The organism is Photobacterium jeanii (assembly GCF_001650345.1).
Taxonomy (GTDB): Bacteria; Pseudomonadota; Gammaproteobacteria; order Enterobacterales; family Vibrionaceae; genus Photobacterium; species Photobacterium jeanii.
Genome location: NZ_LVHF01000033.1, coordinates 997,986 through 1,010,951, shown reverse-complemented (window position 1 = coordinate 1,010,951; position 12,966 = coordinate 997,986). Strand labels below are relative to the sequence as shown.

Here is a 12,966-nt window from a genome sequence, read left to right as displayed (position 1 = left end):
CGTCTAGAGCAGTTGATGTGGCCTACTGTGATTATTTTGTTTTGATGATAAACTACGATTTTGGTTGTGCAGTTTTGTTTGGTGAGTCGCTGAAAGTTGAAGTTGATGGAAAAATACAATAAATTCGATATTGCATTGGAGTATTTAGATGTTGCTGCAAGATTGTTTATAGAAGGTGGAAATTATTTTTCGATTATTCATCTTGCAGGAGCAGGCGAAGAGATTTTAGGAAAATACTGTGAATCAGTTGAAATAGATTCTGAAGTGGCTAAGTACAAAAAATTCGCTATAAACTGGCAAAGTAAATTTGATACTTCGCTAAAAGTCAAAAAAGTTCTTGCTGAATATAACTATTCTAAAAATGCTATAAAGCACTTTGACAACAAAAAATGTGGCGATGCAATTGTCCAATTGGATATTAAAAATGAGGCTGAGAATATGCTCAGACGAGCCTACAACAATCTTGAAAGCTTGGATATGTTGGAATGTTGCCCACAGTCTCTATGGAAAGTTATTGATATGACTACTATTTGGTTGGACCCCGACGCTTAATAAATAGCTCAAGTCGACGTTATACCAAAAGGCGAGGGACGTCGGTTTATTTTCTCGCGATACATCTTCTTTTTCTCTTTTGTGACCGCGTCACTTTGTGGTTATTTAACACGACGACCGCCACTAAATGGCACTGGCGTGACAATATTGGAGCGCACGGGCACATAATCCAGCTCATACATACGTTTTAGCCAATGATACTCATCAAAGCGTAACGCCATCGAATCCAGCTCTATGGGGCTGAATCGGCGTCCTTCGGGTGTAATGATGACGGAGCGTTTCAACAGAAACATGAATATCATGACGCTCAGTTAATTTTTCATGCGCGAGTGTTGGACCAAAGTCTGCGTAATGTTCATGAAGTAGAGATAAAACTCGTAATTTTAAAGAATCAGAATGACGTCGGTTACCAGGCTGACCACGCTTAAGCGAAATTAGTCCACTAGAGCCGAATTTGGTAAAGCGCTTTATTAAACGATGGATCTGACGCGTGCTTAATCGCAGGAGCCGGGCAGCTTCAACACCAGTAATTCGTTTATCACAAATGTCTTGAATAACTTTGATTCGCTGTAATTCATTATCAGTCATAGTCAGTAACATCAGATTAGGCTCCAGAGCTTTAAAATCACAAGCTCTAAAGTTAGTTCACCATGACATTTCTAACTGGTTCAAACCGGACATTTCTAATTAGATCTTACACCTTTTGTTTATCCCAATTTAAAATGTCCTGTTTCTTTCCCAGATTAAAATGTCTCTCTGTAAGTTAGTTTAGCCTGTTGTAATGGTGGTTATAGAGTAGGGAAGTCAGGGCTTTTTACTGCTAGCTTTGAATTGCTCAGGATGTACCAGTACAGGGTTAATGGCTTCCAGCTGTTTGAGTGCCCGTTGTTGGGCGGTGCGCTTCGGAGCTTTCTTGCTACGGCTACGTTTTTGTTGCTGGTCGTATTCTTGTTGTTTGGCCTGAGCAAATTTTAATACCGCACCCAATCGTTTGTTATCAACAACTTGACCTTGGTCAACGTTAGCCAGTTTATCGAACACTTTGAAAGTGAGTTTTCGGTGGCCATATTGAATCGCGATGGTGCCATCCGGGTGAGGCACTTGGCAACACCCTGAAAATCTTGATTGGTGTCTTAATGGCGTTGTGGTTGGTCGATATTACGGGGGTGATTAAATGATCCCACCGATTGCCAATAGCGGCTCCATGCCTATCAATGCAGGCGGTGGTCACGCTGGACCATCTAATGCCGAGGCGAACAACAAATCAGGGTTCAACATTGGCGGCATCAACATGGGGGGCGGTTCGCTCAATAGCTGGCTGCCCGTGTTACTGGCTATCGCCGTAGTGTGGTTTTTGATTAAGAAGGTGGGCTAATGCGCATTCAACTTATTCGTCCTAACCGTGCTGATATGAACGCGCAATACCAGTTATTGCGCCCCGCGTTTAACCGTGTCCATGAAGCCAAGTTTGAATTTGATTATTGCTGCAATGCCGTCACCGATAAGCATGCCAGTATGTACCACCTTCAAGGCAAAGGTGTCTCGGTGCGATTCGTGGGCAAAGTCACTGCCGACAATGACTATTTGATTTTAGCCATGACAGGCAAGGGATTGGTAGCTGCCGCACCCGTGATTATCGACGCGGTGAAGTCGCAAGGCTATCGCTCCATCAAATACCACACGGTACGCAACGGCATGAAACGCATTTTGCAGCGTTTCGGATTTTCAATCTTGGCAACCACCGAACACGACACGGTGATGTCACTCAGTTTGGAGGGGCATAGATGGGCGGCGGCGGAAGTAGTTCTAGCTCCAATACAACAACCAATACCAACACCAGTGGTCAGAACGCCATTCAAGGCGACAACTTAGGCGTTGCCATTTCAGGTGTGAACGATTCCACGGTCAACGTCAACATGACTGACCACGGCGCAATGGAACGCGCCGCTGAATTGGGCGAACTGGCGTTAAACAGTAATACCGAAGTCAGTACCAAGGCGATGGAAACCAACGCCAAAGTGACCAGTGATGCCTTGAACATGGGCAAAGACGTGGTGAAAAACGCCATGAACTTTGGTGAAAAGGCACTAGCAACCAATGCTGATGTGTCAAAAACCGCCATGAAGCATGTGACCACGGCGCACAGTGAAAACTTGCAACACCTTGCGGGCTTGGCTGGCAACCAAGCCGCGCAGAACACCCAAAACATCAAAGCACTGAAAGACCTTGCCACCATGAAAGTGGATGGCGGGCAAGTCGCAACCAGCAAGCAAATGACCATTACTGTGGGGTTGGTGATGTTGTTCCTTGCGGTGATTTTCATGCAGCGAGGTAAATAACCATGTTTAACCAATTCATGCAGCCATACCAGCGCACCGATTTTCATTTGGTCGGTGAGTTTCTCTATATCGAGCGTTGTACTGGTGAAGTGTTAGTACAGACCGAGCGTGGTGAATACCGCTTGAAAAAGGGCGCTCAGGTTATCGACCCGAAAATGGCAGGGCGCATTACCGTGGAAAACCTCGGTGAAGCGGGTGAAATCTCCATCTTGTACGGTTTTGGGCGTTATGTCCCGCCAGCCGACGGGCAACAAGTTCACGTTGGCAGCATGCCCGCAATGCAGATTGCCCAAGGGCAACGCATGGCGGTGGATGTGGTGAGTCAGCCTAACGTCACAGTTGAGACGATGCCGCCAATGGCACTGGCTGAAAATCAAAGCATCAAGGTGAAAACCTTACCTGATGTGACCTTGGCTGATAACCAAGTAGTGAGCATTAAGCATTTGCCACCGATGGAATTAGCCGCCAATCAGCAATTGGTGATCGCCTCCATGCCACGGGTGCAATTTGAGACCGGGCAATCGGTTCGCGTTTCTGCCACCAATCCACTGTTAACCAAGCCGACAGGTGGCGGCGGTTTATCTGCGTCAGTGTTAACCCTGACCGACGAAGGCGCAACGTTTGCCGCCAATAACCGCCGCTGCCACGTGGTCGTAAAAGCCAAATCAACTAACACCGCCGAAGTGGTATTGGCAGGGGGCTTTACCTTATCCGCAGGCGAAAAACAGAAAATTGAAGCCACTTGCGAGCTGACGTTTACGGGCGCAGTGGATGACAAAATCGAAATCTACGAGGTAGAACGATGACAGCAAAAACTTTGCGCGAAAGGCTGCCGATTGGCGACCCGCGCAACAAAGTGGAATTTCTAGCTGATGAACTAGAAAAGAACACGGATGAATTTCGCAAACTGCTTGCGCGTTTAGGTGGTGTGCGTAGTTGGGTAAACAATGGCGCGTTCTTAGATTACGTCAGTGATAAAGGCGTACAGAGTGAATACGAAGGCAATCAACTCGACAACACGATTGTGGGTTCTAGCACTCAAAATGGATGTGCCATTGGTGATGGCTGGGCGTTTGAGCAATCACCCAAAAATGACCCGAATGGGCTTAGTGGCGCGTTTAGCGTAAGGCGTCATTTGTACTACCACGGTTTCAGTAAATCCATTCCCTTTGAGTGTCAAAGCTTGTGGTGTACTGCGCATAACGTGAAAGGTTCGCTCTATCAAGTGATCCCATTGCCACGGGTTAAATCTGAATACAAAGCGCGGGTTTATTTCTCGGCAGATGAAGGCACAACCTTATCTATCGGTTTTCGTTTTGAAAACTACGGCTCATTGCAAAGCGCTACTTGCGTTAACACGGTGACGACGACCAAATCCATTTATGACAATGACTCGGATAGCCCTCATTTTTCTGCGTTTGATGTTCAGACGCTTGAATCCGAGGCGGTGAGTATCACACCATCAGGCGATAACGTGGTGGTGTTTGTCGAAATTGACCCGAAAGCCGATATGAAGCACGTAAACGTTCATGGTATCGAGCTAATTCGTTCAGATAAGCATCCAACGTGGGAACCCGAAAGCGTGAAGCACCAACACGATATGCGCGGTTATCAGCGTTTTGTTGATGGCTTGGATTATCTTTGCCGTGAGTTAAACCCAGCAGAGCCTAACGTTTTCACCTTCACAAACAGAATTAAAGGGCTTGTGTTGCCGTGTGTGCGCAGCTTTGACAAACACTACAGCATGACTTCATTCCGTATCGGTCCAAAAACGACCTTCGATACCGAAGGCATCAAACTTCTGTCAGTGGATGGTGACACCATCAAGTTGTTCATTCCTGACAACATCATCGCGGAATTTGGAGAGGCGCGTTTTTTAAATGTGTACCTCAACTGGTCAGCCATGCCGCTCCGTTTAGGGTTCTACCAATGAAACCACTCTTAATGACCGTTGCCACGGCGGCGGTCGTTTTTGTAACAGGAAAAGTGATCATGAAACAGCAATGCATCAATACCGCGCCGCGTCCGAAACCTGATTTCAATACACCGCGTGGGATTCGTAACAACAACCCGCTAAACATCGAATACAACCGCCGTAACAACTGGCGTGGGCAAGTGGGTTCCGATGGGCGTTTTGTCATCTTTGAAAATGACAAATGGGGTTTCCGAGCTGCCGCCCGTGTGCTGCGTTCTTACCGCAAGCGCGGCATTAACAATATCAGTGCGATCATCAAAACGTTCGCACCACCACACGAAAACAACAGCGACCACTATGCCAACGTGGTGAGCCAAATCTCAGGGTTTGGCAAGTACACGGTGATTGATGTTCGCAACGATAACATCGCCGCCAAAGTCATTCAGGCAATGGCGAAAATGGAAGTCGGGCACTTGTACCCGATGCACGAAGTCATGGAAGGGGTAAAACTGGCATGAGCAAGGCTGCCACTTCGATTGCAATTAGCGTTACAGGCGTCGTGATTGGCGCATACACATTGAAATTTCTAAAGAAAAAAGGATGGTTATGATTAACTTCAAAGAGTCGAGCACCAAGTCAGGGCTGCTATTGTTGGGCGCAGGCGTTGCAGGTTTAGTCACTGGCAACACCGAACTGGCAAGCATCGCAATCAGCGAAGGTAGCACTCAAATGGGCGGCGTTGTGCCTATGGTTGCGTCACTGGCGATTGGCTTGTGGGATACGTTCCGTAAAGAGAAAAAATAGGAGAGTCACGGGTATGGAATTATATCAAACCATACTCGTGGCAGCCGCCACGGGTTTTTGCTCAGCGTTTGGCACTGGCATTGCCATGAAAACGGATATTGCTTGGATAAAGAAGATGTTAGAAGCGCATGAGAAAAGAATTTCTAAACTGGAATAACCATATAAAATAAAATTATTTTTTGCCTTATTCTTGATGATATATCATATTTTTCTGATATATACCTATTAATTGTTTGCATTGTAGGCAACTATAAGGTTGTTAGTAGTTGACAGCTACTTTATTTGTGAGAAATGGTTAAACGTTGAGCAATCGGCTTTTTTTAAGGTTGAATTTCAAGGAACTACCCCTATATAGGTATTCTGTATGTCTATCTAGATTAGGGATTAGAAAGAATGAGTGCTATGAATACTGATACTGTTGTGCGTATACATGAGTTTTTAACAGAATATTACCTTAATAGTCCCGACCCAATCTCTCCTCCTGGAGTAAAAGATATTGGGTTGTTAGATAGTGCCGTCATTCGGAAAGATATGACGGGAGGTGGTGCCGACCTTTTTCAAGGTGTATTTATGAAAGCTGCAGCTTTGTTTCACGGCATTATTTCAAATCATTCATTCTTCAATGGGAATAAGCGAACAGCACTTTTATCAGCTCTAGCATATTTAGGTGATAACTCGTACTGGGTTACAAAATGCACGGATGAAGAGATGTTCGAATTCACTCGTGAAGTCGCAGCTCATGAAATCTCAGATAATCGCGACAATGAGATTAAGATTATTGCTGAATGGTTTAAGCGACATTCAAGAAGACGAGAAGTGAAAGATCAACGAATGAAACTTCACGAACTTCAAGAGCGTTTAAGTGAGTTCGGGTTTCATGTTGAAGACCGTTGTAAGAATAACCTTTTAGATATCTTCAAAGGTGATAAACACGTTACATCTATTCGTCAAAAAGGTGTCAAAGGTTCTGAAGAGTATGACGTAAAATACATTAAAATTTTGCGTAAGAAATTAAAACTTACACCTGACTATGGTATTGATAGTTTTGCGTTCTACGGTGTTAAGGGTAGCATTGGAACACTTAACAAATACATGTCTATTCGTCATGAAGTAATGCGAGAGCTCGCGAAAATTTAAATAAATAAGCCCGCAGCTCGCGGGCTTTTTTATACCTAAAGGTTAGGGAAGTCGGTTCGCACGTTTCTTTATTTTCTCCCGATACATCTTCTTTTTCTCTTTTGTGACCGTGTCACTTTGTGGTTGTTTAACACGACGACCACCACGAAATGGCAATGGCGTGACAATATTGGAGCGCACAGGCACATAATCCAGCTCATACATGCGTTTTAGCCAATGATACTCATCAAAGCGTAACGCCATCGAATCCAGCTCTTTGGGGCTGAATCGGCGTCCTTCGGGCGTAATGATGACGCAGCGTTCCTCATCAATCCTAAAGCCAGTCCAACGGGTATCATCGGGCAAATAGCCACGGGCACGAATAATCAGTAATTTCTCAGCCATTGGGTTAACGTCCATCCAGCCCGAAAGCCAGCGTTTAACCGTCACGGGATTAACATGAAACCACGCCGCACCTTGGTGGATATCTTCAAAACAGTGCCAAAACAACTTAACAAACGACTCATGCAGCATGATTTACCTCACAAAATTCATTCTTTATTAAATGGATTTTTCGATTAAAAGCGTGCTCTTTGATAGGTAAACTCGATTACAGTTAACATTAAAAAAATCCTATCGCTGAAACAGACTTATGAACCACAGACAAATTACTTGCAGCAAAGCCGTGATAAAACCACACGAAAGTAATATAACTAAATGTTTCCAAAGGATTTTTACGCTTTAAAATCATAGGTTTCGCAATTAACTCAGCTTAGGTTCAGGTATGTTAAAAAAACACCCGTCAGTGCGCATTATGTAAGTTATGTTAAATAAGATTTTGATGTTTGATATGGCTCTTCATGATTCTGTCGTGTCTTTCCTCTTCTCTTGTATTGGTGGCTGATTACCTCTAAATATCAGCAATTTAACCGTATTGCGTATTTACCATAAAATAGGTAATAAACACCTATTTTTAAGCGCTGCTGCAAATGTTCAGTTTGCCTGGTGCTTCAATATTTGTGTTTATTACAGAGCCAGTTTCTCTGGCTCTGTACTTAGCTTCGCGAAGTTATTGGCAATCTTTCGTTTGGCTGAGTCACACATTTAACCTGTGATGGTCTCAACATTTTGATTTGGTCTGAGCTGTTTTAATGCCTAGGTTTAGACGAACTCTGTTATCAGCTCTGGTTCTGAATTGGTAATCTTAGCTGTTTATCATCGCAGCGCAGAACTCTCTTTAAGGCTAAACAGATAATTTCCAGTTAGCTCCAAAGCGACAATGTTTTGCAATAAAGCGCAGTCTCATCTTCGAGCGAGAAAATGTTACTCATCTCTCTATAATACATAATACATAATACTGAAAACTTGATCTTCAGCGTAAAACAGGCACATCAATGTCAATAGAATGCAAACTTTTCGCTTAAGTCGCATATAGTCTCGGTCGCTTTGTAATAACGAGATTGACTAAGAAACATGTTTCCATGAAGGAAAGAATAACAATATCGGTATCCACTATTAATGGATCCAAACATTTCCATTTGGGGATGACAGCACAAAAGCGGATTCGTTGGGCGGTGGCTGCTATAGCGACGACTTCATTGGTAACAGCGGGCTCTATCTTCTATCTAATGAATGAAGTGGATTTTGCCAAAGGAAAACAAGAAGAGCTTGAGCAGCGCTCCTATTCACTTAACGAAGAGCTGGACGTGCTTAAGCAGTTAAAAGACGAATTAGAACACGATCTTGGTGAGCGTGAATCTCGTCTATCGACAGTGTCTGACCGTCTTGGTGAACTTGAAAACTTGCTTGGCGTGGATGTTAACGGCGAAGCTCCGCTAGAAACGCGATTAGATGTAGCAGCTATCAACTCTGCTGTGCGCGTGGCCGTGCTAGATAGTTTGCCAAACGGTGCGCCTGTGAAAAACGCTCGTCAATCTTCACAATTTGGTAAGCGTAAACACCCTGTCACAGGCAAAATTCGTTTACATGCTGGTTTAGACTTTGCGGTGAACATTGGTACGCCGATCTATGCGCCAGCAGATGCTGTGGTAGAAACAGTTCGTCCGAGCAATAAAGGCTCTGGTAATTTTATCCGATTGCAGCACGCGTTCGGTTTTACTTCGTCTTATTCTCACCTTAAAAAGTTCGCAGTACGCAGTGGCGACTTTGTTGATAAGGGAGATTTAATTGGTTACTCCGGTAACTCAGGGTTGTCATCCGGGCCTCATTTACATTATGAGATTCGGTTTGTTGGCAGACCGCTCAACCCTCGCCCATTCGTTGATTGGGGCATGGACAACTTTGAACACATTTTCGAGAAAGAGAGAAAAATTAAATGGGTATCTTTAATAAACAAGGTGGAACACCGAGTCAGCACGCAACTACAACTGTCATCGCAAAAGGCTGTAACATCACCGGCGAGCTCCAGTTAGCATGTGATATTCAAGTAGATGGCATTATCGAAGGTAAGTTGCGCTTAGAGAAAACCTTGATTGTTAGTAACTCTGGCCGCTTAAAAGGTGAAATTTTTGCCGACAAAATTATTGTAAACGGTCTGATTGAAGGTACTTGCTACGCCAACGCCATTGAAATTCTTGATAAAGGTAAGGTATCAGGCACTATTTACTGCGATGATCTAAGTATTGAGCGCGGCGGTTGCTTCTTAGGTAGCACTCACCCTGCAGAACAAGAGCAAGTGATTGAGCTACCTAAGGAAAAAAAGGCGGCAAAAAACACCAATAAAAAAGCAGATGCTAAAGCTGTTAATGAATAACTGATTTATTTTGCCCATTTACAACAAAGCTCACCAATAAGGTGAGCTTTGTGCATTAACACTGATTCAAAACGAGAAATTAACCGCCCGCTAATTTAACGGTGTGGCCTTTTTTCTCAAGCGCTGCTTTGATCACATCACGCTTGTCGCCTTGAATTTCGATATTGCCATCTTTTACTGAACCGCCACAACCACAGACTTTTTTAAGTTCAGCGGCAAGAAGTTTTAATTGTGGGTCTTCCATATCTAGACCTGTAACAATGCAAACGCCCTTGCCTTTTCTGCCTTTAGTCTGGCGTTGAATACGAACAACACCGTCACCTTTAGGGCGAACCGGCTGGGCTTTTTCTTCCTTAATGCGACCCGTTTCAGTAGAGAATACTAAGCGGCTGTTATCGTTCATGATGTAACAATCTCTTGAATTTTTAAGGTTTTGTGAGTTCAGTAAGATGTTCACTAATCTTACTTGCACAATCGTCTATGGGTCATATTATCAATAAATACTCCTTAAGCGGAACATCTTATGATTCGGAATGTCATTTTTGACTTTGGTGCGGTGTTGTTTGAGTGGAATCCGAACAAGATTGTCACTTCTTTCACCAATTCTGAGTTTGAGCAGCAGCAATTGCTTGAGAATGTACTTCGCCACGATGACTGGTTATCGCTCGATCGTGGCACTATGTTAATGGCTGAAGTGATACCCAAATTCGCAGCTAGGATAAATTTTCCTGAGTCTCGAATGGAAGATTTCTTTGATCACGTCCAGAACCAACTCGCTGTCATTGAATTGTCCCATCAATTATTAGAAAACCTCTTAGCGCTTGGTTACCCACTCTATTATCTTACAAATATGAGTAATGCGTTTTTTGATACTTTAAGTGAACGCCATGCCTTCATTGGCGACTTTAAAGGTGGCGTGGTGTCAGCAAGCGAATTCATGATTAAACCAGAACCAGCCATTTTTGAATTGTTACTATCTCGCTATAACTTACAACCAGAAGAATGTCTTTTTATTGATGATAATGCTGATAACGTCATATCGGCCCGTCAATTGGGTATTGAAGCTGTACAATTTACAGCCGATAAGTCATGCATTCAGCAGATAATGAGCAAACTTTGACTGGTTAATGGCATATTCAGGTCAATTGAATGAGAATATAGTTATTCAGCCACTCAATACTGTAGTTTTGCACTACATTCAGAATAACGAGAACAATAATTGGGAGATTTTGTGAAGAAATTTGCATTACCTGCTGTGTTAATCGCAGCGATCTGCTCTGCAATGCCAACATTCGCGGCAGCTAAAATGTTTGAAGGTAAGTCAATTGTTGGTCAAGTTGAAACCATCCGCGTTCACGAACTTGATTTAGACTACAAAGCGCGTATCGATACTGGCGCAAAAACGACCTCGATTCACGCAGTTGATATTAAGGTAACGGGCAAAGACAGTGATAGCGACAATATGCGTGATCACTTAGGTGAAACTGTCGAGTTCACAAGCTTTAATGAAGATGGTGAAGAAGCGCGCTATAAAGGCAAAATTGTTAAAGTTAGCAAAATCCGAAATGCGCAAGGTGTTGAACGACGCTACGCAGTAAAAATGGATTTAGGCTGGAACGGCGAACACAAAACAGTTGCCGTTAACTTACGTGATCGAAGTAAGCTGGAATACAAGCTACTTATCGGCCGTAACTGGCTAGAAGGTAACTACCTGGTTGATGTAGAAAAATCAGATGAAGATGACTAGGTTGCCCTAGCCATCCGAAAGATAAAATAAACGCCCTACTGGGCGTTTATTTTTTTTGTTGGGCAGCAATCTTTTCAATAACTTTATCGAGGTGTTTTTTAATCGCCACTGGCGAGCCTTTCAAAAGTTGTCCGCGTAATAAAACATACCATTCGTTTGGTTTACCACTGTCGTTGATCAGTTTAAAACCTCGGTAATCTTCTGTTTTACGTTGTGCTGTTGTCTGTTGAGCAGAATCAGCTTTTGCAAAACTTGCTGGCGACATAATGGTTTTCATATCGCACCACCAATCGATGCTTTTCTTAACCAAAGTGACTTTACCAGCAAGAATTTTGCCGTTGATGTTTACTTTCCAATCATCTAGATCGCCAGAGGCATTTTCTAGGTGATAACCACGGTATAAAAGCCGTTTTTTCATAAAGACTCTTCCACATGATTAATTCTGACAAGTAACAAAATCAGTAATTTTGACCTATCAAGATATTAAGAATCACAAAAATCATTTAGATCCAGTATTTATGACATACCCAGCCGCTTAGTATTTGAATTATGTGCTAGGTAATCAGCCAAACTGTAACTTGGCTAAGTTAAGCATTATCCTGCAATTGTGTACAGTCTTGATAAGCATTATTGAGTAATTTATAAGGTTTTTTCGTTGAACAAAGATGAATGCTGGAAATTTTGTTTATTTGCTATACACTTAGATAAGTTATAGTGCATTAGATTTAATTATCAGACAAACTAAATGAATAAACAAAACTGGGTAAAAATCTTCAATTCAAAGCAAACAACTGCTGATGATTGGCAAACGATTACGTTAAAGTCGTATGCACATAGAACATTGGTCGCCTTTGCGACTGACTGGAATGCGTTTAATGAATACTGCTTAAGTATAAATACAACGGCTCTACCAGCTTCAGTTGATACAGTCGTACGTTTTCTTGATGAGAAAGCCAAAACACGTAAGCTAGCAAGCCTAAAACGTTACGTAATCACCATCAGGCTCGCGCACCGCTCCCTAACAATGACTGACCCATGTTCACACACTCAAGTCCGAGTGCTAATGCAGCAATTTCATGATCAGAAGAAAGACGATAATAAACAAGCGGCCCCACTTCATGCTTTTCATATCGACCAACTCTACTCACGTTTTCAAACAGCGACTTCACCAAAAGATGTACGTGATTTAGCGATTTGGTGCCTCGCCTTTGATGCCTTGCTTAAACGAGGTGAATTGAGTGCCATTACACTAGAAAACATCATTATTGAATCTAATGGATTGATAACATTAACACTTGAAAGTAAATCCATTCGCTTGAGTCCTGCAACATCAGCAGCGATTAACCGCTGGCTGACACTCAGCATGATTGACGAAGGCTACCTGTTCCGACGTATTGATCGCCACGGTAATATTGGTGATAACCCACTCGATCACTCATCCATTTATCGCGTTTTTCGTCGAGCCAGTGATGAACTTGGTGTACCAGCCAATAAAATCTTCTCGGGGCAATCACCACGAGTGGGTGCTGCACAAGACTTAGCCTTTGAAGGTGCATCCCTCAACGAGATTCAAGCACAAGGCCGATGGAAAAGCCCTGCAATGCCAGCGCAATACATTGGACAAAAGACGAAACGTGATGAGGAAATGGATAAATTTAAAACTGAAACGCCGTGGGATCAGTAACAAAGAAGGCGAATCTTGAGAATGCGGTTGCGGGGA

At 43.3% G+C, this 12,966-nt stretch carries 19 protein-coding genes and 2 pseudogenes; 15 read left to right on the top strand and 6 right to left on the bottom strand.

The features are described 5' to 3' along the window. Positions 1-105 precede the first annotated feature (105 nt). Positions 106-552 (top strand): hypothetical protein, encoded by a 447-nt coding sequence (locus A3K86_RS21950; protein WP_068336676.1) that lies wholly within the window; start codon positions 106-108, stop codon positions 550-552. A 101-nt stretch (positions 553-653) separates the two neighbouring features. Here A3K86_RS21950 and A3K86_RS21945 read toward each other — a convergent pair whose 3' ends face one another. The 3 genes and pseudogenes from A3K86_RS21945 to A3K86_RS21940 form a co-directional block, all read right to left on the bottom strand. Beyond that, a complete protein-coding gene (locus A3K86_RS21945; protein WP_232322043.1) occupies positions 654-845 on the bottom strand; it encodes a DUF3653 domain-containing protein in 192 nt (63 codons plus the stop codon). Continuing rightward, positions 757-1,140 carry a helix-turn-helix domain-containing protein gene (locus A3K86_RS22560; RefSeq protein WP_232322056.1) on the bottom strand — a complete coding sequence of 128 codons (384 nt, stop codon included), beginning with the start codon at positions 1,138-1,140 and terminating at the stop codon, positions 757-759. Before A3K86_RS22560 ends, A3K86_RS21945 begins: the two co-directional genes overlap by 89 nt. A 216-nt stretch (positions 1,141-1,356) precedes the next feature. Next, positions 1,357-1,647 (bottom strand): annotated as a pseudogene (locus A3K86_RS21940) (ISNCY family transposase); the annotation flags it as partial. A gap of 79 nt (positions 1,648-1,726) precedes the next feature. On the opposite strand from A3K86_RS21940, the gene A3K86_RS21935 reads away from it, so the two are divergent. The 9 genes and pseudogenes from A3K86_RS21935 to A3K86_RS21900 all read left to right on the top strand — a co-directional run bounded on the left by A3K86_RS21935 (position 1,727) and on the right by A3K86_RS21900 (position 6,747). After that, on the top strand, positions 1,727-1,927 hold the full coding sequence (locus A3K86_RS21935) for a hypothetical protein (protein ID WP_068336664.1): 201 nt from the start codon (positions 1,727-1,729) through the stop codon (positions 1,925-1,927). After that, a pseudogene (locus A3K86_RS21930) lies at positions 1,927-2,328 on the top strand (hypothetical protein); the annotation flags it as partial. The gene A3K86_RS21935 and the pseudogene A3K86_RS21930, both read left to right, overlap by 1 nt. Positions 2,329-2,336: 8 nt before the next feature. Further along, positions 2,337-2,891: a chemotaxis protein gene (locus A3K86_RS21925; RefSeq protein ID WP_068336663.1), complete on the top strand. Its 555-nt coding sequence runs from the start codon at positions 2,337-2,339 to the stop codon at positions 2,889-2,891. 2 nt (positions 2,892-2,893) lie between these two features. Further along, positions 2,894-3,697: a hypothetical protein gene (locus A3K86_RS21920; protein WP_107270271.1), complete on the top strand. Its 804-nt coding sequence runs from the start codon at positions 2,894-2,896 to the stop codon at positions 3,695-3,697. Then, entirely contained in the window at positions 3,694-4,824 is a 1,131-nt protein-coding gene (locus A3K86_RS21915) for a hypothetical protein (RefSeq protein ID WP_068336662.1), read from the top strand. The genes A3K86_RS21920 and A3K86_RS21915 overlap by 4 nt, the downstream gene beginning before the upstream one ends. Further along, positions 4,821-5,324 carry a virion protein gene (locus A3K86_RS21910; RefSeq protein WP_232322042.1) on the top strand — a complete coding sequence of 168 codons (504 nt, stop codon included), beginning with the start codon at positions 4,821-4,823 and terminating at the stop codon, positions 5,322-5,324. The genes A3K86_RS21915 and A3K86_RS21910 overlap by 4 nt, the downstream gene beginning before the upstream one ends. Positions 5,325-5,412: 88 nt before the next feature. Further along, positions 5,413-5,610, top strand: a complete 198-nt coding sequence (locus A3K86_RS21905) for a hypothetical protein (RefSeq protein WP_084406728.1) — start codon at positions 5,413-5,415, stop codon at positions 5,608-5,610. A 13-nt stretch (positions 5,611-5,623) separates the two neighbouring features. Continuing rightward, the gene (locus tag A3K86_RS22785; protein ID WP_157599478.1) at positions 5,624-5,767 is read left to right on the top strand and encodes a hypothetical protein; all 144 of its coding nucleotides are present in this window, start codon (positions 5,624-5,626) and stop codon (positions 5,765-5,767) included. A 245-nt stretch (positions 5,768-6,012) separates the two neighbouring features. Further along, positions 6,013-6,747 carry a type II toxin-antitoxin system death-on-curing family toxin gene (locus A3K86_RS21900; RefSeq protein WP_068337208.1) on the top strand — a complete coding sequence of 245 codons (735 nt, stop codon included), beginning with the start codon at positions 6,013-6,015 and terminating at the stop codon, positions 6,745-6,747. A 42-nt stretch (positions 6,748-6,789) separates the two neighbouring features. Here the strand turns inward: A3K86_RS21900 and A3K86_RS21895 are convergent, their stop codons facing one another. Beyond that, positions 6,790-7,260: a phage protein gene (locus A3K86_RS21895; protein ID WP_068336659.1), complete on the bottom strand. Its 471-nt coding sequence runs from the start codon at positions 7,258-7,260 to the stop codon at positions 6,790-6,792. A 947-nt stretch (positions 7,261-8,207) separates the two neighbouring features. Between A3K86_RS21895 and A3K86_RS21890 the strand changes: the two genes are divergently transcribed. Together A3K86_RS21890 and A3K86_RS21885 are read left to right on the top strand one after the other, a co-directional pair. Next, on the top strand, positions 8,208-9,158 hold the full coding sequence (locus A3K86_RS21890) for a M23 family metallopeptidase (RefSeq protein ID WP_068336656.1): 951 nt from the start codon (positions 8,208-8,210) through the stop codon (positions 9,156-9,158). Beyond that, entirely contained in the window at positions 9,062-9,499 is a 438-nt protein-coding gene (locus A3K86_RS21885; RefSeq protein ID WP_084406727.1) for a bactofilin family protein, read from the top strand. The genes A3K86_RS21890 and A3K86_RS21885 overlap by 97 nt, the downstream gene beginning before the upstream one ends. A 79-nt stretch (positions 9,500-9,578) precedes the next feature. Here the strand turns inward: A3K86_RS21885 and yciH are convergent, their stop codons facing one another. Then, positions 9,579-9,902 (bottom strand): stress response translation initiation inhibitor YciH, encoded by a 324-nt coding sequence (gene yciH / locus A3K86_RS21880; RefSeq protein ID WP_068336653.1) that lies wholly within the window; start codon positions 9,900-9,902, stop codon positions 9,579-9,581. Between the two features lie 120 nt (positions 9,903-10,022). On the opposite strand from yciH, the gene A3K86_RS21875 reads away from it, so the two are divergent. Then, positions 10,023-10,619: an HAD family hydrolase gene (locus tag A3K86_RS21875; RefSeq protein WP_068336646.1), complete on the top strand. Its 597-nt coding sequence runs from the start codon at positions 10,023-10,025 to the stop codon at positions 10,617-10,619. Positions 10,620-10,781: 162 nt separating this feature from the next. Next, positions 10,782-11,246: an ATP-dependent zinc protease family protein gene (locus A3K86_RS21870; protein WP_084406754.1), complete on the top strand. Its 465-nt coding sequence runs from the start codon at positions 10,782-10,784 to the stop codon at positions 11,244-11,246. A 46-nt stretch (positions 11,247-11,292) separates the two neighbouring features. Here the strand turns inward: A3K86_RS21870 and A3K86_RS21865 are convergent, their stop codons facing one another. After that, complete coding sequence (locus tag A3K86_RS21865; protein WP_068336637.1) at positions 11,293-11,664, bottom strand: DUF3319 domain-containing protein; 372 nt, start codon at positions 11,662-11,664, stop codon at positions 11,293-11,295. A gap of 327 nt (positions 11,665-11,991) precedes the next feature. On the opposite strand from A3K86_RS21865, the gene A3K86_RS21860 reads away from it, so the two are divergent. After that, positions 11,992-12,930 carry a tyrosine-type recombinase/integrase gene (locus tag A3K86_RS21860; RefSeq protein WP_068336632.1) on the top strand — a complete coding sequence of 313 codons (939 nt, stop codon included), beginning with the start codon at positions 11,992-11,994 and terminating at the stop codon, positions 12,928-12,930. Positions 12,931-12,966 lie beyond the last annotated feature (36 nt).

Excerpts from the sequence above, each read along its gene's own strand:
- A3K86_RS21950 (WP_068336676.1), top strand. The coding sequence starts at position 106 with ATGGAAAAATACAATAAATTCGATATTGCATTGGAGTATTTAGATGTT.
- A3K86_RS21945 (WP_232322043.1), bottom strand. The coding sequence starts at position 845 with ATGTTTCTGTTGAAACGCTCCGTCATCATTACACCCGAAGGACGCCGA.
- A3K86_RS22560 (WP_232322056.1), bottom strand. The coding sequence starts at position 1,140 with ATGACTGATAATGAATTACAGCGAATCAAAGTTATTCAAGACATTTGT.
- A3K86_RS21935 (WP_068336664.1), top strand. The coding sequence starts at position 1,727 with ATGATCCCACCGATTGCCAATAGCGGCTCCATGCCTATCAATGCAGGC.
- A3K86_RS21925 (WP_068336663.1), top strand. The coding sequence starts at position 2,337 with ATGGGCGGCGGCGGAAGTAGTTCTAGCTCCAATACAACAACCAATACC.
- A3K86_RS21920 (WP_107270271.1), top strand. The coding sequence starts at position 2,894 with ATGTTTAACCAATTCATGCAGCCATACCAGCGCACCGATTTTCATTTG.
- A3K86_RS21915 (WP_068336662.1), top strand. The coding sequence starts at position 3,694 with ATGACAGCAAAAACTTTGCGCGAAAGGCTGCCGATTGGCGACCCGCGC.
- A3K86_RS21910 (WP_232322042.1), top strand. The coding sequence starts at position 4,821 with ATGAAACCACTCTTAATGACCGTTGCCACGGCGGCGGTCGTTTTTGTA.
- A3K86_RS21905 (WP_084406728.1), top strand. The coding sequence starts at position 5,413 with ATGATTAACTTCAAAGAGTCGAGCACCAAGTCAGGGCTGCTATTGTTG.
- A3K86_RS22785 (WP_157599478.1), top strand. The coding sequence starts at position 5,624 with ATGGAATTATATCAAACCATACTCGTGGCAGCCGCCACGGGTTTTTGC.
- A3K86_RS21900 (WP_068337208.1), top strand. The coding sequence starts at position 6,013 with ATGAATACTGATACTGTTGTGCGTATACATGAGTTTTTAACAGAATAT.
- A3K86_RS21895 (WP_068336659.1), bottom strand. The coding sequence starts at position 7,260 with ATGCTGCATGAGTCGTTTGTTAAGTTGTTTTGGCACTGTTTTGAAGAT.
- A3K86_RS21890 (WP_068336656.1), top strand. The coding sequence starts at position 8,208 with ATGAAGGAAAGAATAACAATATCGGTATCCACTATTAATGGATCCAAA.
- A3K86_RS21885 (WP_084406727.1), top strand. The coding sequence starts at position 9,062 with ATGGGTATCTTTAATAAACAAGGTGGAACACCGAGTCAGCACGCAACT.
- yciH (WP_068336653.1), bottom strand. The coding sequence starts at position 9,902 with ATGAACGATAACAGCCGCTTAGTATTCTCTACTGAAACGGGTCGCATT.
- A3K86_RS21875 (WP_068336646.1), top strand. The coding sequence starts at position 10,023 with ATGATTCGGAATGTCATTTTTGACTTTGGTGCGGTGTTGTTTGAGTGG.
- A3K86_RS21870 (WP_084406754.1), top strand. The coding sequence starts at position 10,782 with ATGCCAACATTCGCGGCAGCTAAAATGTTTGAAGGTAAGTCAATTGTT.
- A3K86_RS21865 (WP_068336637.1), bottom strand. The coding sequence starts at position 11,664 with ATGAAAAAACGGCTTTTATACCGTGGTTATCACCTAGAAAATGCCTCT.
- A3K86_RS21860 (WP_068336632.1), top strand. The coding sequence starts at position 11,992 with ATGAATAAACAAAACTGGGTAAAAATCTTCAATTCAAAGCAAACAACT.